The 22781-nt window shown below is 57.0% G+C and carries 13 protein-coding genes; 3 read left to right on the plus strand and 10 right to left on the minus strand.

Annotation, left to right across the window (positions count from 1 at the left end):
- Window positions 1–21: 21 nt before the first annotated feature.
- The 8 genes from GbCGDNIH6_RS03895 to GbCGDNIH6_RS03930 all read right to left on the minus strand — a co-directional run bounded on the left by GbCGDNIH6_RS03895 (window position 22) and on the right by GbCGDNIH6_RS03930 (window position 17642).
- Complete coding sequence (locus GbCGDNIH6_RS03895; protein ID WP_072562904.1) at window positions 22–1515, minus strand: alpha,alpha-trehalose-phosphate synthase (UDP-forming); 1494 nt, start codon at window positions 1513–1515, stop codon at window positions 22–24.
- Window positions 1512–4376, minus strand: a complete 2865-nt coding sequence (treY, locus tag GbCGDNIH6_RS03900; RefSeq protein ID WP_072562905.1) for a malto-oligosyltrehalose synthase — start codon at window positions 4374–4376, stop codon at window positions 1512–1514. Before treY ends, GbCGDNIH6_RS03895 begins: the two co-directional genes overlap by 4 nt.
- Window positions 4373–6385, minus strand: coding sequence for a 4-alpha-glucanotransferase (gene malQ / locus GbCGDNIH6_RS03905; protein ID WP_072562906.1), 2013 nt, complete (start codon window positions 6383–6385; stop codon window positions 4373–4375). The genes treY and malQ overlap by 4 nt, the downstream gene beginning before the upstream one ends.
- On the minus strand, window positions 6382–8172 hold the full coding sequence (gene treZ, locus GbCGDNIH6_RS03910; RefSeq protein ID WP_072562907.1) for a malto-oligosyltrehalose trehalohydrolase: 1791 nt from the start codon (window positions 8170–8172) through the stop codon (window positions 6382–6384). Before treZ ends, malQ begins: the two co-directional genes overlap by 4 nt.
- Before the next feature lie 5 nt (window positions 8173–8177).
- Window positions 8178–10382, minus strand: coding sequence for a 1,4-alpha-glucan branching protein GlgB (gene glgB, locus GbCGDNIH6_RS03915; RefSeq protein WP_072562908.1), 2205 nt, complete (start codon window positions 10380–10382; stop codon window positions 8178–8180).
- On the minus strand, window positions 10383–13718 hold the full coding sequence (gene treS / locus GbCGDNIH6_RS03920) for a maltose alpha-D-glucosyltransferase (RefSeq protein WP_072562909.1): 3336 nt from the start codon (window positions 13716–13718) through the stop codon (window positions 10383–10385).
- Window positions 13719–13797: 79 nt separating this feature from the next.
- The gene (locus GbCGDNIH6_RS03925; RefSeq protein WP_072562910.1) at window positions 13798–16755 is read right to left on the minus strand and encodes an alpha-1,4-glucan--maltose-1-phosphate maltosyltransferase; all 2958 of its coding nucleotides are present in this window, start codon (window positions 16753–16755) and stop codon (window positions 13798–13800) included.
- A gap of 143 nt (window positions 16756–16898) precedes the next feature.
- Window positions 16899–17642, minus strand: a complete 744-nt coding sequence (locus GbCGDNIH6_RS03930; protein ID WP_072562911.1) for a response regulator — start codon at window positions 17640–17642, stop codon at window positions 16899–16901.
- Window positions 17643–17850: 208 nt separating this feature from the next.
- Between GbCGDNIH6_RS03930 and GbCGDNIH6_RS03935 the strand changes: the two genes are divergently transcribed.
- The 3 genes from GbCGDNIH6_RS03935 to GbCGDNIH6_RS03945 all read left to right on the plus strand — a co-directional run bounded on the left by GbCGDNIH6_RS03935 (window position 17851) and on the right by GbCGDNIH6_RS03945 (window position 21099).
- Window positions 17851–18339, plus strand: coding sequence for a sigma-70 family RNA polymerase sigma factor (locus GbCGDNIH6_RS03935; protein WP_408874859.1), 489 nt, complete (start codon window positions 17851–17853; stop codon window positions 18337–18339).
- A gap of 120 nt (window positions 18340–18459) precedes the next feature.
- Entirely contained in the window at window positions 18460–19038 is a 579-nt protein-coding gene (locus GbCGDNIH6_RS03940) for a sigma-70 family RNA polymerase sigma factor (protein ID WP_072562912.1), read from the plus strand.
- 384 nt (window positions 19039–19422) lie between these two features.
- Window positions 19423–21099: a sensor histidine kinase gene (locus tag GbCGDNIH6_RS03945; protein WP_072562913.1), complete on the plus strand. Its 1677-nt coding sequence runs from the start codon at window positions 19423–19425 to the stop codon at window positions 21097–21099.
- Between the two features lie 2 nt (window positions 21100–21101).
- Here GbCGDNIH6_RS03945 and panC read toward each other — a convergent pair whose 3' ends face one another.
- Window positions 21102–21965, minus strand: a complete 864-nt coding sequence (panC, locus tag GbCGDNIH6_RS03950; protein WP_072562914.1) for a pantoate--beta-alanine ligase — start codon at window positions 21963–21965, stop codon at window positions 21102–21104.
- A 13-nt stretch (window positions 21966–21978) separates the two neighbouring features.
- Window positions 21979–22743 (minus strand): tyrosine-protein phosphatase, encoded by a 765-nt coding sequence (locus tag GbCGDNIH6_RS03955; RefSeq protein WP_072562915.1) that lies wholly within the window; start codon window positions 22741–22743, stop codon window positions 21979–21981.
- Window positions 22744–22781 lie beyond the last annotated feature (38 nt).

The raw sequence follows: 22781 nt of genomic DNA on the forward strand, positions 1-22781 counted from the left end.
CTGCCAACCGTATTCAGCCATTTAATGATGGGACATGTTTTTTGAAGCACCATGCTCCTGGACGCTGACTGATCGGGAACCGGTCCGGATGATGGGGGCATGGGGATGGGGCAGTCTACTCATTGATATGGGCGGCGCAGGATGGTGCGTAGAGCGCATGAGGGAGGCAATGAAAGACTGCCCCCATTTGACGGGATCTTCCTGCTGCAATCTATGCCATAATGCTTCCCAGCGTGCCCGGCGCTCGGGCAATGGCATGGAGAGCGCTCGTGCGATCGTTTCGGCCAGTGAATCATGATCGTGAGGATTGACGATGAGTGCCTCTTGCAGATGATCCGCTGCACCTGCGAAGCGGGAAAGAATCAGCACGCCGGGGTCTTCCGCACGCTGGGCGGCGATAAATTCCTTGGCGACCAGATTCATGCCGTCCCGCGCTGGGGTCACCAGCGCTACTTTGGCCAGCCGCATATAGCCCGCGATGACATCCCTCCGACCAGCCTGCGTGACAAGGCGTAGAGGCTGCCAATGGGGTGTACCCATCTCGGCATTGATGGCCCCTGCCTCCCGCGTTACATCTTCTTTTAGCCGACGATAGGTCTCGACTTCCTGACGGGAGGCAGCGGCAATCTGTAACAGGCTGGTCAGTTCGCGCCACTCTGGATGCCGGAGCAGGAACTGGCGATAGGCCCCGATTTTCTGACGCAAGCCTTTGGTGGGGTCGAGCCGATCAACACCCAGAATCAGGGATTGCGTGCCCAGACTTTTCTGAAGGGCATGATATTCCGGCCCTTCCATCGCGGTGCTGGCGGTCTGTGCAAAACCGCGCGCATCAATGGCGGCAGGAAAGACACCGAGTCTGACGCGGTGCCCCTGCATGGTTTCCAGGGTAGGGGGTAGACCTTTTACAAGACCGGCCTGATGGGCGGCCTGACTGAAATGTTCCATATCGGAAGTGCTCTGGAAACCAACCAGATCGGCTTGCAGCATCTCTCGTACCAACCCGTCCATGCCGGGTACGGTCTGAAGGGTCTCATGCATGCAGAACGGGATATGCAGGAAAAAGCCGATCGGATTACGCAGCCCTTTCTGGCGCAGCATGCTGGCCAGGGGCAGGAAATGATAATCGTGAATCCAGATGAAATCGTCGGGCTTCAGGAGTGTGGACACAAGGTCGGCGAAACGTTGGTTGACCGCCCGGTAAGTGGTTGCATCCTGCTGACGGAAGCGAACCAGATCGGGCATGCCGTGCAGCAAAGGCCAGAGCGTGCCGTTAGCAAAGCGATTATAAAATCCGTCATGCTCATGACGGCGCAGGTCGATAGTCGCGTAATCCACCTCCCCGTCAGCCTGATGGTGGATCGTATCATCCCCTTCATCATTGATCCGGCCACTCCAGCCGAACCATAATCCCCCCTTGCTTTGCAGCAGACCCGACAAGGCAACAGCAAGCCCACCGGCAAGCGAATCGTTGCCCGGCAGCGGGACGCGGTTGGATATGACGACCAGACGACTCATCCTGCCTCCAGCAAAGCGACAGGGAGGATATTGAACATATCTTCCGCCCTGATCCGGGCAGGCAGAGCGTTCGTCACCATCCCATCCAGCAGATTTTTAACCTTCCGGCCCTGAAACTGACGCGGTACGTGGATGAAAGTTCCTTTCCATGCTGTTGCCGGAACGGTCCACAGTTCTGTCATTACCGGCGCTGCCTGCTCTGCAAGGGGCAGGGGAGCGCTGCTGTCCGAGGATAGCTGAGCCGAGGAAGAGAAAAAATCATCTTCATTTCGCAGCCGCACCGTCAACCTTGTCACAGCTATCAGCGCAGCACGACCTTCATGCGCCCGAACAAAGGCAAGAATATGGCCGGATTGAGGCCCTTCCACCTTTAACGGCAGATAGGTTCCTTCTTCGAACAGGCATGGCGCCTGACGGCGCAAGCGCAAGGCAGCTGCCAGAATTGCCTGCTTGATATGTCCGTCATGCCAGTGCCCGGCCAGACTGGCTGCCTCTGCCTTGTTTTCATCCTGCAAAGCGGCAACGCGGGATGGAAAATCAACCGGCTGACGGTTATCCGGATCGACCAGACTGAAATCCCAGAACTCTGCCCCCTGATAGAGATCGGGGATTCCGGGGGATGTTGCTTTCAGCAGAGTCTGCGACAGGCTGTTGCAGGCGCCTGCTGCCATGATACCGGATGCGAAAGCGGCCATGTCCTGCGCTACTTTTGCGGGACGGTCCGGATTGAGCAGATCAAACAGAAAATTGCGGCAGGCGGATTCATACGCCTCATTGGGTGCAGCCCACTCCGAGTGACGCTTGGCCTCCCGCAATGCCTTTTCCAGCCATGCCGCGATACGCTCGATGAAAACGGCCATGCCTTCCTTGTCATCAGGGGATAGCGCCAAGGGCCATGCGCCGATCAGCATTTGATACAGCATGATTTCATCGGCTTCGTCAGGTGCCGGATGATGCTCGATCTCCCGTCGCAGGGGCGTGTTCAGACGGCTCCATCGCATGACGGCATTCTCCCAGAGCTCTGGAAGTTCGGACAAAACCGCGATGCGCGCGCGTGTATCCTCGCCACGTTTGTGGTCATGGGTGGCAGTGGCCAACAGGCCGCGGTGCCAGCGTTTGCGACGGTCTGTATTGGCGACATGAAAAGCGGCCGGGGTCAGCGCGAATTGCTGTGGCTCGGCCCCGACTTCATTGCGGGACAGCAGGCGTCCATAGCGATAGAATGCCGTATCCTCCACCGATTTGGCATTGGTCGGGGCGGAAAGCTGTTGAAACCGTACCATGGCGCGTAACCATTCCTGACGCCTTGGTCCTGCCGGCACCTGTCGCAGCCCGCTGCCTGCAAGCCATCTCCCGACCAGATCAAGCAGGCCGAGATCAGCAGAGCGTACGGTTTTCCGGGCCCCGGCAATCGCCCAGTCCAACTCCCGCTCATCAGGATCCGCCATTCCTCCAAGGCCGGCATAGATACGATACACGTGGAAATGAACCAGAATTTCGACCAGCACCCGTCGGATGGCGGTGAGCGTGTAATCCCGCGTATGCGGATCACGGCGGGCGAGGCGATGGAGGGCGGCAGCCGTGGCAAAGGTCTCGCTGGACAGGCTTTCGCGTAGAATCTGCCGTCTGGCCGCCTTGGCCTCATCCTCGAAATCGCCGGGACGATGCGTGAAGCTGGTCCAGAAATGCGTCAGCGGCGCTTCTCCGGACGGATCATGCAGCAGGGCTGACACCTGGCTCATGAAATCATAGCCGGTGGTGCCGTCGGTCAGCCAGTCGGCAGGCAGTTTTTCATGCGGGGCCAGGATTTTCTCCACCCAGATCACCGGTTTAATATGCCGCAACTCTACTGGCCTGCTCCCCGTTGCGGCTTCAAGCCTGCGCCGCAGCTTCCGGCAATAGCCGCGAGGATCTGCCAGCCCGTCTACATGGTCGATCCGCAGCCCATCGATCAGCCCACGCGCGTAAAGAGAGAGCGTATACTCATGGGTCGCATCGAACACATGCGGCACTTCAACCCGAACCCCGGCAAGACCGTTGATGTCGAAAAACCGCCGCCAGTTGATCTCATCGGAGGCTGCCCGCCAGAAGCTCAGCCGGTAATGCTGCCGTTCCAGCAGGCGGTGCAGGCGTTCTCGCCCCGCCGGCTGATGAGGATCGAAGGAGCGCAGGGCATGATCGATTCCACTCCGCAGGGAAGGTTCGCGTAATTGCTGCCTCAAGCCTTCGACCTGCCGTCGGGTGCTGTCGCGGCCCGCAGGAAGTTCGGCAATGTCGCGGGCGATTTCCTCCAGTCGACCCCCTTCGGCGGACAAAATTGTGACATATTCCCGCGGGGTCACGGGAAAGCGGTGCGATCCATAGCAACTGATGAACAGCCGGCCGTCCTGATCATCAAAATGAAGGGTGATATCGCCGTGATCGAGGGCATCGCCGTACGGGCTCCCCAGAAACGGTGCCAGTATACGACCGCGCAGGGATGAATCCGGTGGATCCCAGTCAATGTCGAAAAATTCGGCGTAGGGGCTGGAGCGTCCCCATTCAAGCACGTCGAGCCACCAGAGATTATCGCTGCCGCCGACCCCCATATGGTTGGGAACGATATCGAGGATCAAACCCATATCGTGCTGCCGCAAAGCGGCGACCAGCGTTTGCAGCGCTGTCTCATCCCCGATTTCGGGGTTCAGCTGAGTGTGATCGACAATGTCGTAGCCGTGAGTCGATCCTGGGCGTGCCTTCAGCAAAGGGGAGGCATAGAGATGGCTGATACCCAGGCTGGCCAGGTAGGGGACCAGTTTCGTGCCATCGGCGAGGGTGAAATCCTTGTGGAATTGCAGTCTGGCCGTGGCGCTGATGCTCATGAGGGGCGGCTTTTTTCCAATTCCTGCAAGCGGTGCGACACGTCCGGGGAGTCGAACAATGCTTCCGCTGCTCCATTGAAACGACGGCGCCAGTTCGGATGTTCCCTGTAAGTCCCCGGAAGATTCGGTTGTTCGCGTAATCCGAGCGCATCTTCCATCGGCAGCAGCACGAGGGTCGAGTGCGTGCGGCCGATATGACGGATCGCTGCATCCACGGCGGGGCCGGTATTGTGTGCTTCCGGCGCATCGCCTTGAGCCGCGCCCGATGCCTGCATGGCACCCCACAGGGCTTGCCTGTCACGCTCGCGTTCTTCGTAACTGAGCCAGATAGCCGTGTCGTCACTCAGCAACCGGAGTGACTTCCGGGTTTCCAGATCATGGCCGCTCCACCATCCCGCGACGGGGGCAAGGTCATGCGTGCTGGTCATGGCAACAGCGGTGCGGGAATAATATTCGGGTGGTTTGAAGTCATGTTCTCCGCGCTCGAAATACAGCACACGCAATCCATGTACGGCACGGGCCTGCAGCGCGTCACTGAACCCTTCCGGTACGGTCCCCAGATCCTCGCCAAGGATTAATGCCTGATGCGCATGACTTTCCAGCGCGGTCAGGCGCAGCATATCCTGCAACGGAAAGCGCAGATAAGCGCCTTCGGTCGCGCGTGCGCCTTCCGGCAACACCCAAAGCCGCGCAATACCCATCACATGATCGATCCGTACCCCGCCCGCATGACGCAGGGCGGCGCGCAGCATTTCAATGAAAGCGCTGAATCCTTGCTCCATCAGACCGACGGGGGAGAAAGCCGTTAGCCCCCAATCCTGCCCCTGCGGGCTGAGCAGATCGGGGGGTGCACCTACGGACAAGCCAATCAGCGTTTCTTTTTGTCGGCTCCAGCAATGGCTGCCGCCTCCATCCGTGCCGACGGCGAGATCGGTGATCAGCCCGATCTCCATCCCGCTTTCCCGCGCAGCACGCTGGGCATGCGCCAGCCCGCGCTCGGCCAGAAATTGCAGGAAGGCATGGAAATCGACTTCTTTTGCATGCTCGGCTGCAAAACGCTGTACGGTGACGGAGGCAGGATGACGATACTCATCCGGCCAGCTCCGCCAGTTCCAACGGGACGGATCGGTTCCGAAGAAATGCCCATGCAGGGCCTCAAAACGGGCGTGATCTTCCACCACTTTGCCGGGACCGGCCCGCCATGCGGTGAAGTCGGGATGCGTGCCGCCCAGCGCATCGAACAGAGCGCGATAGCGGCGCAGACGCAGGCGCGTGGCGGCAGGCCAGTCGATCAGGCTGAGACTTTCCAGATGCTGGCGCTCGGCCTCTCCTTCCGAGAAGGAAAAACCGTCCAGAAGACCCGAATCGTCGCCATGTAGCACATTGAGTGCAATCCGGCTGGAGGGAGAATACGGGCTGAATCGGTCCGGATCGGCGCTGAACTGGGCATGAACCGGACTGATGCCGATCGCTTGCGCACCCTGCCGTGCGGCGGCGGGAGCAAAGCGGGCAAGCGCGGCAAAATCACCGATGCCTCCATCTCCCTCGCGACGGAGGGCATAAAGCTGTGCTGCCACCCCCCAGCTTCCATGACGGGGGCGTTTGCACTCGGCTGGAGCATTGGCGATAGTGATGCGCTGTCCGGCTATTTCCAGACTGTGATAACCGGGTTCTTCAATCGGTGGCAGGCTTTCGCCAGGATTGAGTGTTCCGCTACGGCGTGTGCCGTTCTCCAGCGTCAGTTCCCACGCTCCTTCCTGCTGTCCAAGCGAAATGGACTGCCCCGCATCGGCGGTGATCAGGGGAGGAAGATGCCGCCCGTCTTCCCGTGCCTGAAGAATGGCGAGGCTGTCCGCAATCTGGGCCTGACTGTCGCCGGGCAGTCCGATTGCCCGCAATACAGCCCGCAATGTATCCGGTGAGACGGCATTATCGTGTCCGAAAGCGTCTCTGTACCAAGTAGATACTCCGGCACGGTCGGCAAGGCGATGGAGGTCTTCATCAATCACGGAACATCCTCGGCGCTGGCTTCCTTGAACCATAGCGCGGTGGTGGCTACCGGCAACAGGGTATGATTGGAGGATGGGTCGCGCGTACTGAAAATGGCTTTTCCGGCTATCGGAGGCAGGGGAACCGGTTCGGTGCCGAGATTGACGCCGATACTCATCAGCGCGCCATCTCCCAGCTTCCATTGTGCCAGCAAAGCGCCCTGACCAAGAATATCAACCCCTGTGCTGCATGTTCCTGCCAGGCGGGGCAGCAACAGAGTATGACGCAACGACAGCAGCATTTGCCGGAATGCCAGTGCGTCCTGTCCCTGCTGTGTCTGAGCAGCGGTAAAGTCGGGGATCGAACGGGTAAAGGTCGTCTCGGCATTGGGGTCAGGAATATGTTTCCGTTTTTCCGGATCCTGAAAGGCGGAGAAATGTTTGAACTCAGCCCGTCGCCCTTCTCTGACGGCATCGGCAAGTTCGTCGTGATGGTCAGTAAAAAATAAAAATGGCGTGTGCGATTCCCATTCCTCGCCCATGTAAATCAGAGGTATCTGAGGCATAAGAATCTGCAAGGCGGTGGCCGCCCGTAAGGCGTCATGATCCGTCAGGGTGATCAGACGTTCCCCCATGGCACGATTGCCGATCTGGTCATGATTTTGCAGACAGATGATGAAAGCGGTCGTAGGCAGCCCATCGGCGGGATGGCCACGATGCTGGCCGCTATGGCGTGATACTTCTCCCTGATAGGCGAAGCCGTCACTCAGGCAACGTGCCAGAAGGTTGGTGGCATCCTCGAAATCTTCATAATATCCTTCGGTTTCTCCGGTTAGCAGCACATGAAGACAGTGATGGAAATCGTCAGTCCATTGCGCGTCGTAATATGCGCCGTTCCTGGCGGGGCGGAGCAGGTGGGAAACGTTGCCCTCATGTTCCAGCATCAGATGCACATGACGGTCTAATGGCGTGATTCGTTCCCGAATCAGGCGCGCCATGTCCGGCAAAAAAGATTGCGGCTCTATGGCATGGGTGGCATCGAAGCGAAGTCCGTCGAAACGGAATTCGTTCAGCCAGTAAAGCGCATTGTCGACGAAATAATCCTGAACCTCCGACCGTGTAAAATCGATGGCTGCACCCCAAGGCGTATGTTTGCTTTCGTCAAAAAAATCTCTGGCATAAACATGTGCATAGGCACCATCAGGCCCGAAATGATTGTATACCACATCCAGATAGACCATCAGGCCCAGCCCGTGCGCAGTGTCTATCAAAGCTTTCAGATCGTCTGGGCTGCCATACGCCGTATCGGGTGCATAGGGTAGAACGCCGTCATATCCCCAGTTTCTTGCTCCCGGAAAATCAGCCAACGGCATGAGTTCAAGAGCGGTGATCCCGATAGCTTTGAGGGAAGGCAGATAATCGACGATGCCCTTGAATCCGCCGAAAGCACCCGGATGAAGCTCGTAGAGAATGGCTTCATGCCATGGCCGGCCTTTCCATTCATTATGCTTCCAGACATAAGTGCCGGGATCGGTGACGATGCTCCAGCCATGAACATCTCCATCCTGGCAGCGAGAGGCAGGGTCAGGAACAGCAAGGCCATCAGGCAGGATGAATTTGTATCTGGTTCCGGGAGGTATACGGTGTTCATATTCATGCCAACCGCCATCAAGGGCCTGCATCGGTACAGGATCCTCACCCTGAATCTGGAGCGACATGAGAGTGATATCCGGTGCCCAGATGCGGAAACGGGTGATGTTGTCCTTTCGCGTCACGCCATGTTTGGTGGGCCATTCATACAGCGCCATTGCAATCAGCTTTCCGGTTTCAGAATGATGGTTGCCAGTGGTGGCAGCGTCAGTTGCAATGATGCCGGATGTTGATGGCTGGGTGATGCATCCGCCATGCGTCCCCCGCCATTCCCGGTATTGGAACCACCATAAATCCCTGCATCTGTGTTAAGAATTTCCCGCCAGAATCCACCCTGCGGCACACCGATGCGGTAATCATGACGTGGTACAGGCGTCAGATTGCACACCACCAGAACCGGAGCATCGGAATCTGCTCCGTATCGCAGATAGGCGAAAACGCTCTGCGTCCTGTCGTCAATCACGAGCCATGAAAAACCATCCCACGCGCAATCCTTGCGATACAGCGCGGGTTCCGCGCGATAGAGAGTGTTCAGATCGGCCACCAGGCGTTGAACACCCTGATGGTTCGGGCGGTCCAGAAGATACCAGTCGGTACCATGCCCTTCGCTCCATTCCTGTTCCTGGGCAATCTCGCCGCCCATAAACAGCAGCTTTTTGCCGGGATGCGTCCACATGAAGCCATAATAGGCACGCAGATTGGCAAAACGCTGCCATTCATCGCCCGGCATGCGCCCAAGCAAGGAACGTTTCCCATGCACGACTTCGTCATGCGAAAGCGGAAGAATAAATTTCTCACTAAAGGCATAGACCAGTCCAAACGTCATCTGATCATGATGCCAGCTGCGATTGACGGGGTCTTCCTGCATGTAGTGCAGCGTGTCATGCATCCACCCCATGTTCCATTTATAATCGAAGCCCAACCCACCTTCATGGGCTGGTCTGGTGACACCAGGCCATGCGGTGCTTTCCTCGGCGATCAGAACGGCACCCGGTGCACGGGATTTTACAACAGCACTGAGATGTTGAAGAAAACTGACGGATTCTAGATTTTCCCGGCCACCATACATGTTTGGTATCCATTCACCATGCTTGCGGCTGTAATCGCGATACAGCATGGAAGCGACGGCATCCACGCGCAGCGCATCCGCATGGAAATAAGTAAGCCAGTGAACTGCGCTTGAAATCAGGAAGGCCCGCACTTCATTGCGGCCCAGATTATAGATGTAGGTATTCCAGTCGTAGTGATACCCCTCGCGCGGGTCTTCATGTTCGTAAAGCGCGGTGCCATCGAAGCGGGCCAGTCCATGCGCATCAGTGGGAAAATGCGCAGGTACCCAGTCGAGAATAACGCCGATACCCGCTTCATGCAGTCGGTTGACCAGAGAAGCGAAGGATTCCGGCGTGCCCAGGCGCGCCATCGGCGCAAACTGCCCGAGCGGTTGATAGCCCCATGAACCGCCGAACGGATGTTCCATGACCGGCAGAAATTCGACATGAGTAAAGCCCAGCGACTGCACATAGGGAATCAGCCGATCGGCAAGAGTGTTCCAATCCCCACATTCCGCCGGCATCCAGGAGGTTGGATGAACTTCATAAATTGAAATCGGCTGGTCAGCTGCCTGTAATCTGCCACGCTGCTGCATCCACTGTTCGTCCGTCCACTGCAACGGAGCAGGGGAGGCGACGATCGAAGCCGTGGCAGGAGGAATTTCCGCATACCAGGCCACCGGATCGGCTTTCAAAGGTAAAAGCTCCCCGTTCGGGCCGAGCAATTCGTATTTATAGAGCGTTCCTGCGGTCAGACCGGGAATGAACAGTTCCCACACCCCTGCCTCCACGCGTTTACGCATGGGGTGGCAGCGGCCGTCCCAATGGTTGAAGCTTCCAATCACGGAGGCACGGGTGGCGTTTGGCGCCCATACCGCGAAACGGACTCCTTCGACCTCCCGTCCGTCCGGACTGTGCATGGTGGTGACATGGGCACCCAGAACGCGTCCTAGATCCTCATGCCGCCCTTCAGCCAGCAGGTAAACATCCAGATCGCCAAGCAGATTAGGAAAAACATAGGGATCGTCTATGATATCCGTCCCGGTCGCGGTTACGATTTTCAGGCGATAACCCATCCTGCCTGGCAGACGGGCGGCAAAAAGCCCATCGCCATGCACACGGTGCAGTGTGGCGATTTCCTGTCCACTGTCCGGGCTGATCGCCACCACGCTGGTGGCGTGAGGTTGGAAACTGCGCAGGACCACACCGTCACGGGTGGTATGGACGCCCAGTACGCTGAACGGATCACCATGGCGGCCATGTATGATTGCGGCGGCTACATCAGGATGGATGAGGGTGTTTAGGTCCAGCGCATTCATTCAGGAATGTCCTTCATCGGTGGCAGGAGAGGAGGGGGATGCACCGAAAACCAGATGGTACAGCCCAGCCACTGGAATGCCGATCCAGCCCGGCCTATTGGCAGCTTCGTAGCGTATTTCGTAGGCAGCTTTTTCAATCAGGAACAGGGTCAACAGTGGCTCGATCCCTTCCTGCTGAACCCAGGGTGTATCTGCTGAACGCAAAACCTCCAGATAGGCATCAAGAAAACTGCGTGTGGCACTCTGCCGGAACTGTTGCAACAAATGATCCCGTCGTTCCGTCATCTGTGCAGCGCCGGCGATGGTCAGCGACATGCCGCCGGAGGAAGCCGCATAGTCAAAACTGCGCAGCAAACCCGCAACGTCTCGCAAACCATTGCCTTTGGCGCGTCGCTGCTCCAGCGGACGGGCAGGCTCACCCTCGAAATCGATCAGGTAGGCGTCATCTTGCACGACCAGCACTTGTCCAAGATGGAAATCCCCGTGAATCCGGGTCTTTATTGCGCCTGCTCCCTTTGTGGCGAGTGTATCGAGGCGTTCCACTATTTCCGCCTCCTGAGCTAGCAGAGCTCTGACCTGGTCGGCAGTTTCATTGGAAGCAAACTCCGTCATGCCATGCAGCAGGTGAAAGGCGTCGCGCACCTGTTCCCGCGCACTGGCGGCCCAGCCCTGCAAGTCATGGACATCGACGGCAACAGGGCTGAAATCAGGATTGTCATCGGGCCATGTCAGGATCGCATGCATTTCCGCAAGACGACGACCGATAGCGGAGGCCAGCACATTATAACCGCCGAACAGGTCACTTTCCGTCGTGCCATTGCGACCGGTGACGGCATATTCCTCCACCGCCCGGCTGAGGAAATCCAGCGTCCATTGCCACGCATCACCCTGGTTGCGCACGAAGCCCTGTGCCAGCGCCAGCGTATGTGGTGTGCCATCGGGGCCGATCCGCACCATCTCGCCATAAAGCGGTGCTGTATTCGCAAAACCGCGTTCAGTCAGCACCCGCGTCATCTCGCCCTCGGGATGGATACCGCTGCTGACACGACGGATCAGCTTGAATACGATCGTTTCTCCCAAAATCAGCGAAGAATTCGACTGTTCGGCTGACAGGCGTCGGATTTCCGGCTCTGGTGGCAGCGTAACTTCCGCCAGAAGGGGGGTCGGGCGAAATTCTATTGTGCCATCATCCACGCTCAATGAGCTGTGATTATTGGCAGCACGGCGCAGGCTCATCATCAGTGCGCCCGTCAGGCTGTCCACCGCGAAGGCATCGGTAAGATAGCCCACCCTTCGTCCACGTCGTACACGGGCCAGGGCAAGCTGTGCGACCAGCGGGCTGCTGATATCATCCTCCCACACAATACCGAGTGGAAGCGTATAACGTTCGGTACGTGAGCCGAGCTGAACTTCGACCTCACCCAGCAGCACCGGATCACCCTCATGGCCGCCGAGACGGGCCATGTAGGCAAAGCGTGCGGCTTTAACCTTTTCGCCTTTCGCGCCGAACCAGCGCCGTTTTGGCAGATAGGCGGGGAGGCTTTCAGTTTCCAGAATTTTGCGGTTCTGTGCTTCCAGAACCTCGCTGATGTCGGAACGGATCACCACCGTTGCATAATCCGGCAGGGATTCGGATGGCGGGGTGTACCAATGTGGCAGATGCTCGCTCTGGGCCAGCACGAACCAGAAGAAACCATAAGGGGGTAGCGTCAACAGATACGGCAATTGCCCAACCGGGGGAAAAGCAGAGCCACCGACCATGTCCACCGGGACGCGTCCACTGAAGGCGCTGATGTCCAGCTCGACTGCCTGCGCCGAGCGGGACAGATTGCAGATACAGAGAATGGTCTGCTCATTGCCGCTATCCTCATGTTCACGCAGATAGGCCAGAACTTTACGGTTCTCCGGATACAGGAAACGCAGCGTGCCGCGCCCGAAAGCCGTGAACTGCCTGCGTACCGCCAACATGCGGCGCATCCAGTTCAGCAGGGAATGCTGGTCCGCTGCCTGTGCTTCCACATTGACGGCCTGAAATCCATAGACCGGGTCCATGATCGTCGGCAAAACCAGTGCTGCCGGATTAGCACGGGAAAAACCGCCATTCCGGTCGCTGGACCATTGCATCGGCGTGCGCACCCCATCACGGTCGCCGAGATGGATATTATCGCCCATGCCGATTTCATCGCCGTAATAAATAACCGGTGTTCCAGGCATGGAGAGCAGAAGCCCGTTCATCAATTCGATACGGCGGCGGTCATGCTCCAGCAGCGGTGCCAGACGGCGGCGAATGCCCAGATTGATCCGCGCCCTGCGATCAGCGGCGTACGTGCTCCATAGATAGTCTCGTTCGCTATCTGTGACCATTTCCAGCGTCAGCTCGTCATGGTTGCGCAGAAACACCGCCCACTGACAGATGGCTGGAATTTCCGGTGTCTGCCGCATGATGTCGGTGACCGGGAAGCGATCCTCCCGTGCAATGGCCATATACATGCGGGGCATCAAAGGAAAATGAAACGACATATGGCATTCATCGCCCTCGCCGAAATACTGCTGAGCGTCTTCGGGCCATTGATTGGCCTCTGCCAGCAGCATTCTTCCCGGTGCATGCGCATCGAGTTCAGCGCGAATGCGCTTCAGAATATCGTGCGTTTCAGGAAGGTTTTCATTATTGGTGCCTTCGCGCTCTACCAGATAAGGCACCGCATCAAGGCGCAACCCGTCAACACCAATATCCAGCCAGAACCGCATCACCGATAGCACTTCCTGCAAGACGCGGGGATTGTCGAAATTCAGATCCGGCTGATGGGAGTAGAAGCGGTGCCAGAAATAGGCATTGGCGGTCTCATCCCATGTCCAGTTGGATTTTTCTGTGTCGAGAAAGATAATTCTGGTGCCGCTATATTTTTTATCGTCATCAGACCAGACATAAAAATTACGTGCTGCCGATCCGGGCTTGCTTTCCCGGGCTTTCCTGAACCATGGGTGCTGGTCGGACGTATGATTGACCACCAGCTCCGTAATCACCCTCAGCCCGCGCGCATGGGCTTCAGCTACAAAGCGGCGGAAGTCGGCCAGTGATCCGTAATCTTTATGAACGCCCCGATAATCAGCAATATCATATCCGTCATCGCGGCGGGGAGAAGGATAGAAAGGCAGCAGCCATATGGCTGTGACACCGAGCTCGGCAATATAGTCGAGTTTTGAAAGAAGTCCTTTAAAGTCGCCAATTCCGTCATTGTCGCCATCGAAGAATGATTTGACGTGCAACTGGTAGATAATTGCATCTTTGTACCAGAGCGTATCTTCAATGGGTGACAGTGCGGTGTTTTTGCTCATGTGAACTCCAATCAACTTGGTCTTCAGGCCAGTCAAAACACAAGGAAAAATCTGGTCAGACTTCCCGCCGGCAGTGTTGTCAGGTCGCGGGTCTGGCGCGCCATATGGCATAGGGGCGCGTCCATGGATCAAGCCGGATATGCTGGATCTTTCCGGTCCAGATGAAATCATCGCCGGAGATGAGATCCTCCATCGCAAGTGAACCGTGATCGGGCAGATTCCAGAGCCAGAGAGGTATTTCGATGTCTGTTTCCTGAGCATTGAAAGGGTCGACAGTCACCGCAATCAGCAAAACATTTTGCCGGTCGGGAGTCGCCTTTTCATAGAACAGGACAGCATCATTCCATGCCGTCAGAAACCGCACAGTCAAATGGGATTGAAGCGCCGGATTGTCGCGCCGCAGACGATTGAGCAAGCGAATATCGTCGACGATATTGCCGGGGCGATCCCAGTCCCATGCCTTGATCTCGTATTTTTCGGAATCCGAATATTCTTCCTTGCCGGGCAGGCCACGGCCTTCGCAGAGTTCAAATCCGCTATAGACGCCCCACAATCCCGACAATGTTGCCGCCAGTGCGGCGCGGATACGAAAACCCGGCCGCCCGGATGTCTGGAGAAAAGTGGGGTTGATATCTGGCGTATTGACGAAAAAATTGGGCCTAAAAAACTCCCGCGCTGATGTGGTGGTCAGTTCCTGCAAATACTCCGTCAATTCCGCCTTGCCATTGCGCCAGGTAAAGTAAGTGTAGGACTGGGAAAAACCGATTTTTGCCAGACGATACATGATTTTGGGCCGGGTAAATGCCTCGGCCAGAAACAGCGTGTCGGGGTGGGTCTTACGTATTTCCGCAATCAACCATTGCCAGAATGGAAACGGTTTCGTGTGTGGATTATCCACGCGGAAGATCCTCACACCCTCCGCTACCCACATCATGACGACATGATAGAGGGAAACCCATAAATCAGGTACCGCCATGTCACTGTAAAAATCGACATTGACGATGTCCTGATATTTTTTAGGCGGATTTTCAGCATATTTGATCGTGCCATCCGGGCGCCATGCAAACCAGCCTGGATGCTGTTTCAGCCATGGATGGTCGGGGGAGCACTGCACCGCGAAATCCAGCGCCAATTCCAGCCCGTGCCTTGCGGCCTCGTCACGCAGATGTCGGAAATCCTTCAGCGTTCCCAGTTCAGGATGAAGGGCGTCATGGCCACCCACCTCCGATCCGATGGCATAGGGGCTGCCGGGATCGGTATCCGAAGGTGTCAGGGTATTGTTGCGCCCCTTGCGGTTTTGCCGACCAATGGGATGGATTGGAGGGAAATACAGCACATCGAAGCCCATATCGCGGATACGGGGCAGATGTTTTTCTACATCCCGGAAGGTGCCATGTCGCTCCGGATCATCGCTCATGGAGCGTGGGAATATTTCGTACCAGCTTGCAAAACGTGCCGCCTGCCGCTCTGCTTCGACAGGATAAAAGGCTGAGCGTGTCCGGAATGGACGAGGATCAAGGGAAGCCAGATGCTCTGCCGTGCCGGGTGCCAGCAGGGCAGCCCGTGTGGCTTGATCATCGGCAGAAATCAGGGCTTTCAGGCCATCCGGGACATCATCGTGTCCATCGATCAGGCGCTCGACCAGCAATCTTCCTTCCTGAAGCTCCAGGGTGATGTCGTTTCCGGCCTCATATTTTTTGCGCAGTTCCTCGCGATAGGTGCCGAATTCATCTCGCCATACCTCGATACAGAAGACATGATCTCCCAGCCTGGTCAGGGAAAAGGAACCCTGCCACCGATCATTGCCCAGCGGCTGCATCCGGCTTTCGCGCCAGCCAGTTTCATCCTTTGCGCGCCATAATACGCGGACTGCCTGAACGTCATGGCCTTCGCAGAGAATATCCGCTTCCACTGTGACGGTTTCACCGACGATGCGTCGGGCGGGAAAGCCTCCGTCATCCACAGCGGGGCTGACATTTTCAATGGCAATCCGTGCCCAATGGCTGGCATTCAGTGCTGAATCGGTGACGGAAAGCGACGCACCCTCGACAATAGGAGGAGCGGGCGAAACCTCAATGTCCACCGTGCCGAGTGGGCTGATGGTGATCGGAACCGGATTGCGCAGGGAAAGCGCTGTGCGGGACGCGGCCAGCAGATCAGCTGGAGGGGCGGCAGTGGATGTCGTGCTGGTATTCACCAGCAGGAGACGTCCCGACCCATCAGTTCCGCTGCGCAGGCACGCGATCAATTCTGCACCGGGAGCACTCATCAGCACGGCGCTACGACTGAACCTGGCCAGAAAATGCGCCCGATCGTTGGCCTGACGGAGGACGATATTTCGGGTGGAATCCTGATCATCCGCCTGCCTCCATGAAGCCTTCACCGACAGGCCGGTGCCCAGGATGGCCGCCAGTTCAGCCTGAAAGATAAAGCGGGTATCATCGTTATGCTCCGGCAGCGGGTGAATCACCGCGGCAATCCGTTGCAGGGCAACCAGTTCCCGCCAGAACCATATCCCGGCCCCATCCCACCAAGGATAGGATGAAAGAACATGGGTCAGGCCTGCCTGCTCGAAATCCGGCAGACGATGAATAGGTGTTCCGGCCATATCCCCGATCAGCAGGAGGTCTTCCCGGGATGCCATGTCGGTGAAATGACGGATTGCCGCTGATGAGGCGTCCTGCAATCCGCCAATCAGGAGGCCGTCCAGCGTGTCCAGAATGGGAGAAAGGGATGGCAGATTATCCAGATCACCAGTCTCGATATCCAAAATGACGCCAATTTCCGCAGCACGCGCCTGTCGTATCAGGCTGCTGAGAAGGGGAACACTGATCCCGCCCGCCTCTGCCGCGAAGTGGGCGGTCACCACGACATGGGTGAATCCGTCCTGCCTGAATTGGACCATCCGGTGCAGGATGGACTGCCAGTCCTCCTCCCGCTCCAGTGCGGGCAGAGCCGGGAGGCGAACAAGGGTGACAGCTCTTGTCCCTGTCATATGTTGACTGACTGGCTTGGCGATCTGATCCAGAATTTGCATGGATACGGTGTCTGCTCCGAAAAGAGGGACGTCGATCCTGTCGACACTTCTCCCCAGAAAGCGCCTCGCAGCGGAATGGGTTCCTCACCGGAAGCTCAGTGCGGGGATGAAGGCGCCGTGCTTATTGACCGGCAGGCACGACTTCAACCCAATGATACACCACCTGTCACCGCCTGATAGGTCGTAATGGCGAGTGTCATCGGTTCGAAAGGTTTGGTGATGACAAAAGCCGGTTCCGTATGCTCCCCGGTCAACAGACGCTCTGGATAGGCCGTCACAAAAATCACCGGTGCCTGATGGTGCGCCAGAATACGGGAGACAGCCTGCATGCCATCTCCACCCTTGCCAAGGTTGATATCGGCCAGAATCAGGCCCGGACGGTGTTTCAGGGCCAGCTCCACGGCTTCCTGCTCCGAGGCTGCCAGTCCGACGACATTATGGCCGCAGCTTTGAACCAGCTCTTCAATATCCATCGCGATAATCGGCTCATCCTCGATAATCAGAACATTGGCCGAAGCAGCATTACGTAGATTGCTGCGCGCATCCGCCAACAGAGAGGCCGCCTGATCCTTGCTCAGGCCCATAATGGCCCCGATCGCCTCCACCGGAACTTCTTCCAGATGGGAAAGAAGAAGACTTTGCCGCTGCTGGATCGAAAGAGGCCCATGATCTGATGGGCCTTCAGCAGAAAACTGCTGTGTGACCCAATGATACAGTGCGAAACGGGCATTATCCTGTGGATAACACGACTCTGCAGCGGTCAGTGCCTGCCGCAAGCCGGAGGCAACAAGGGCATCGCCTTTTTCCTGATTTCCAGCCAGCGCTCTGGCGTAACGGCGTGCATAGGGCAGGGCTTGAAGCAATTCATCGCGGGACAGGCTCTGCATCCGTGTCATTCCTTGGCTCTGCGCTTGCGCATGCGCGCGCCGCTGTTACTGTGCCCCCATGACACGACAACCGCGTCACGCGGGTTCTCCTTTACCATCCGCTTCTCATTCGCCTGCCTTGAAACCTGCTCCGGGACCGGAGGAAGAGAATCAGGCGTCGCTGTCGGATGCTGACCAACAGCATGGCGCGGCTGAACTCCGCGTGCAAATAGCAACTTTGCTGCCGGAGTTGCGTGGCTATGCGCGTTTTCTGGCCAGGGACCGTCATGCCGCGGATGATCTGGTGCAGGATGCCGTTCTGCGGGCGCTGGGTGCGCTTGACCAGTTTCAGCCTGATACCAGCCTGAGAGCATGGATTTTCACTATTCTGCGGAATGTTTTTTACGAGCAGGCACGCCACCTCAGGACAGAGCGCAGGGTGCTGGAAGATGTAGGGCAGGCTGGAGAGAGCATGGGCGTTGCCTTCCATATAACGGAACAGGATCAGCGTCAGGATCTGAAAGATATCGAAAAGCTGATCTGGTCTTTATCCCCACTGCTGCGGGAAGCATTGATGCTGATCGGGGCACATGGAATGGAGTATGAGGAGGCCGCCAGAATCTGTGGGGTTTCGGCCGGGGCCATGAAGGTCCGCGTCTCTCGTGCCCGGCGGATTTTGAGCCAGGCGGCAGAATATGGGGTCAATGATGATAATTAAGCCATTGAAAAATATACTTTAAAAATAAAAAAGAGGCAGTCGGGATTTTTTTGGTATCGGTCGATGTAACCTTTTTTCTTCTGCTTCATTGTCCTTATGAAGACAGAAGGAAAAACCCTTATGGCGACCGAGAGCTTCCACGATCAGGTGATAGCTATTCTGCCGAAACTGCGGGTTCAGGCACTGTTTCTGACCAGGAATCGGGCAGTGGCTGAGGATTTGGTGCAGGATGCGGTTTGTAATGCACTGTCCGCCAGCGAGAGCTTCGTTCCAGGCACCAACTTTGCAGCCTGGATGCATCGAATCTTGCGCAACCGATTTATTTCCAACCTCCGCAAACGCCGCGATATCACTGATATTGATGACGTGCCGGCATCATTTTTTGCAACAGACGCAGCCCATGAGGACCGTCTGGCGCTGAAGGAACTTGGCAAGGCAATGGAGCGCCTTCCGGTTGATCAGCGTGAGGCGCTCGTCATGGTCGTCATCCACGGTATGAGCTATGAGGACCTCGCCGAGGCAACCGGTTGCGCTGTGGGGACCGCTAAAAGCCGCGTTTTCCGGGCGCGCCGTCAACTGGAGGCCTGGCTGATGGGTGAAGACCGCTCCGAAGCCGGCCGCGACGGGAAAGTATCCCGTATTGCGACGAAAAAGACGGCTACCGGACACCATGATTCGCGTGGTTTACAGGCACAATGAATGGCCGGGCATCAACCAGAAGGTTGATGCCCATTGGCTAAGTCGATGCCAGTGCAGTATGCTCATCTCAGCCGATAGGCTGGTCGGTGATCATTTGCCAGCCGCATAAACCAAGAAATATCGTGCCGATGAAAAAGCGGAAGGATGACAGGCCTGCATCAGAATCCGGTTCCGCGAAGACCGATGGGGCCTTTGATCTTTGGCTCCAGCGTAGTCTGCATCAAATTTTTGACGATATCGCAAAAGAACCAATACCGGAGGAGCTGCTGCGTCTGATCGAGAAGGATCGTGCAAAATAAGGCATGTTCGGCGGACGGCCAGCCTCATCTGTTTTCTTTTCGAAGATTATGGCTGTCGATGAGGGGTTCTTTCAGAATCCGTCTCATGGGGCTTGTCCTGCTCGCTGTTGCTCCTGTTTTTGTCCGTGCGGTCTCTGTTGAATGGTCGAATTACCGGCATTCTTCTTATCATGCTGAATTAACCGCCCTGGATACTGTCACCGAATATCAGCACTCTTTTCTTCGCCAGATAAACGGCACGCAGGAGGTTCTGAAAACCTTGTCTCCCGCCGTGCTGGAGTTCGTGCAGCACGATATTGCCTGCTCTACCTTGCTTGAGACCGTCCAAGCCTTGAAAAAAGGAAGCATTCTCTGGCTGGCTGTTTTTCAGCCGGGTCAGGGTAATTTGTGTGACAGTGTCACAGAAGATCAGCCGGCTCCGTCACAGACCCTGCTTGATGGGATGATCAAAGATGAGTCTCTGCCGGCTTATGAGGAAAAAAATTTCCCGCAGAATGCGCCCGAATGGCATGTCATCATGCGGTATGCTCTTTCCGGCCAGAATGTTGGTCCATGGCTTTTGAGCGATATGCATTTGCACATTGCTCCCAGATTTGCAGATGCCCATGTCTGGTTGATCAACAAAGGAAAATGGGCGGCAGGGGACACTGAAAATGGTCTTCCCCGATCTGTGCCTCTGCTATCGTTGCATGACAGACAGAACACAGTCTTTTCCGATATGTCATGGAGCGGAGAACGCTCTGCATACGGATATGTTGCATTAACAGATCAAACTGGTTTTCTGCTTGGTCTGTCAGAGGGGAGAAGTCATTTCGCCGCCTACCGGGTTTTCATATCACGGGTGGGAGAATTTCTGCTGCTGGTGCTGTGTGGTCTGCTGGCTGTCTGGATCGCCACCGATCTGAGCGTTACCAGACCCTTGCGACGGTTCACGCATCGTGTGATGCAGTGGCGCACCATGGATATCGAGGATGTCAGCAAAGATCTTCCGCTGCCTTCTGAGCTCCGTGCCTTGTCTGACACATTTGATCAGGCGGTTATTGCCGTCAGACAAAGGGAAAATGAGCTGACCACAGTTCATAAGCAGCAAGAATTGCTGATGATGGAAATTCATCATCGGGTCAAAAATAACCTTCAAATCATTGCCTCCCTGCTTAATCTCCAGTCATCCCGCATTCGCCTGCCTCAGGCGAAGGCGGAGTTTCAATCGGCGCGTGATCGCGTACGGGCGCTCGCGACGTTACATCGGCATCTTTATACGCAGGGAGAATTACAGGCGATCAATATGCGCAGCTTCCTGAATGAGTTGTGTGAGCAGCTGTTTCAGGCATTCGGGGAAGTGCCGGGTGAGCGCATCATCCTGCATATCGAGGCGCCGGAAGTGCGTATGACCAGTGATCAGGCTGTGCCTCTGGCCCTGATTGTCACTGAAGTTGTCAGCAATGCCGTCAAATATGCTTTTCCTGACCAGCGGAAAGGGAGCGTTCTGGTGCGTCTGACAGTCGAGAATGACGATGTCTGTCTGGTCATTCAGGATGATGGGGTCGGCCTCAACACTGCGCCCATCAAAGTGGAGGCAGATATGCGTGATGGGTTGGGGCGACAGTTGATAAAGGGCTTTTCCCGTCAGCTTGGTGCTGCTCTGGATGTCTCAGGAGAGGACGGCACACGCTACGAGTTGCGGGTCAGGCTACGCAATCACGGGCGCAGGCACTCTGCCTTGGAGGAGGCTGATCTAGCGGTAGAGGATGATGAGAGCTAAGGCTAAGCCCTGAAGCGCGCCAGCTCAGCCTGACCGAGATTGTCCAGCAAACGGACGGAGCCAAGACGCGCAGCGGTGATCAGCCGCCAGTCATCTCCCTCCGGCAAAATGGCGATGGAAGAGAGGGAGCTTCCCTCAATCAGCGCAAAATAATCGACCTCGAAGCCCTGTCCGTTCAACGCCGCAATTGCGTTCTGGCAGACTTCCTCTGCTCCATGGGAGGAGGATAAATCATGCCCGGCCTTCAACAATGTCCTGAACAGCAAGGGGGCAATTGCGCGTTCCTCAGGAGAGAGAAAGCGATTGCGCGATGACATGGCCAGCCCGTCATCTTCCCGCTGTGTCGGCACGCCATGGATTGCAACCGGCAGCAGAAGATCAGCCGTCAGGCGACGGATCACCTGTAATTGCTGCCAGTCTTTTTCGCCGAAAAAAGCGGCGTCCGGGCGCACCTGCCCAAACAGCTTCGTGACAACCTGCGCGACCCCGTTGAAATGACCGGGACGTCTGGCGCCTTCCCATCCCAAAGCAGGACCGCCCATGACAAAGCCGGTCGCATCTCCGGGCGGGTACATGGTGTCCACATCCGGCAGCCAGGCAATGGAGCAGCCCGTGCGTTCGAGTATGGCGATATCGCCTTTCTCATCGCGCGGATAGCGTGCCAGATCCTCTGATGGCCCGAACTGTGTCGGATTTACAAAGACGGATGTAACGACGGCATAATCCTGCGCGATTGCGGCCCGGAGCAGTGATTGATGGCCTTCATGGAGCGCACCCATGGTGGGCACGAAGGCGATGCGCTTTCCGGCATGGCGCAACTCATGGACAGCCTGCTGCAAGGCGGGCAGGGTGCGGGCAAGATGCATGTGCTATGAACGGTCAGGAAACCAGAAGATCGCAGAGTTTTTCGCGGCTCAGGGCGGTCAGGCCCAGCGCACGCTCGAAATATCGCTCGATAGAGCCATATTCCAGACGAATGGCCTCGAAAGCTGCGTGCAGCATCTCTTCATGGGCGTTGAGGAGGGTGGCGCGGGCATGGCGTGGAACACGGTCCAGTAATTGCTGGTCCGGCTCCCATAGCTGGTTGGTGGCGAGGTAATCTTCCAGAATATCATCCCAGCGGACCCCGACTGCGCGCAGGATCAGCGCAGCGCCGAAGCCAGTGCGGTCCTTGCCGATGCTGCAGTGAAGCAGCAGGGGAATATCATTCTGCAACAGCAGGTCGAACATGCCGCGATAGCTCGGTCCCCATTCCAGCGCGTAGGCGATATAGGCCCGGCGCAGAAGGTGGCTGATATCCTCGCCTGTCTGTGCCCCGCGCGTCAGCAGCTCGATAATGGAGCCGCCGACGGCCGGTGTGATGGGCAGACGGTGAACGGTAACGCCTGGGAGGTGCGTAAAAACCGAATCGGACACCGCGCTTTCACTCTCGCTGCGGAAGTCGCAGACGGCCTTCAGGTTCAGTGCCGCGATCTCGGGGGCAATATTGTCCTGATCCGCGGGAATGGCGGCGGAGCGGAATATGCGTCCGAAACGGACCTTCCCGCCCAGACGGGTCGACCATCCTCCCAGATCGCGAAAATTATGGGCTGCTTCCACGCTTACCTGACGCGGAAGTGTGCCGACCTGTTGATGTGCGTACATTCGGCCCTCCTGCTGTTTCCGATGTGGGATATCCGGAA

Origin of the sequence: Granulibacter bethesdensis, from assembly GCF_001889525.1 — a bacterium.
Lineage (GTDB): Bacteria > Pseudomonadota > Alphaproteobacteria > Acetobacterales > Acetobacteraceae > Granulibacter > Granulibacter bethesdensis_C.

Excerpts from the sequence above, each read along its gene's own strand:
- GbCGDNIH6_RS03930 (WP_072562911.1), bottom strand. The coding sequence starts at position 17,642 with ATGCAGAGCCTGTCCCGCGATGAATTGCTTCAAGCCCTGCCCTATGCA.
- treZ (WP_072562907.1), bottom strand. The coding sequence starts at position 8,172 with ATGGCGCTGTATGAATGGCCCACCAAACATGGCGTGACGCGAAAGGAC.
- GbCGDNIH6_RS03945 (WP_072562913.1), top strand. The coding sequence starts at position 19,423 with ATGGGGCTTGTCCTGCTCGCTGTTGCTCCTGTTTTTGTCCGTGCGGTC.
- GbCGDNIH6_RS03940 (WP_072562912.1), top strand. The coding sequence starts at position 18,460 with ATGGCGACCGAGAGCTTCCACGATCAGGTGATAGCTATTCTGCCGAAA.
- GbCGDNIH6_RS03925 (WP_072562910.1), bottom strand. The coding sequence starts at position 16,755 with ATGCAAATTCTGGATCAGATCGCCAAGCCAGTCAGTCAACATATGACA.
- GbCGDNIH6_RS03895 (WP_072562904.1), bottom strand. The coding sequence starts at position 1,515 with ATGAGTCGTCTGGTCGTCATATCCAACCGCGTCCCGCTGCCGGGCAAC.
- panC (WP_072562914.1), bottom strand. The coding sequence starts at position 21,965 with ATGCATCTTGCCCGCACCCTGCCCGCCTTGCAGCAGGCTGTCCATGAG.
- treS (WP_072562909.1), bottom strand. The coding sequence starts at position 13,718 with ATGAGCAAAAACACCGCACTGTCACCCATTGAAGATACGCTCTGGTAC.
- GbCGDNIH6_RS03955 (WP_072562915.1), bottom strand. The coding sequence starts at position 22,743 with ATGTACGCACATCAACAGGTCGGCACACTTCCGCGTCAGGTAAGCGTG.
- glgB (WP_072562908.1), bottom strand. The coding sequence starts at position 10,382 with ATGAATGCGCTGGACCTAAACACCCTCATCCATCCTGATGTAGCCGCC.
- treY (WP_072562905.1), bottom strand. The coding sequence starts at position 4,376 with ATGAGCATCAGCGCCACGGCCAGACTGCAATTCCACAAGGATTTCACC.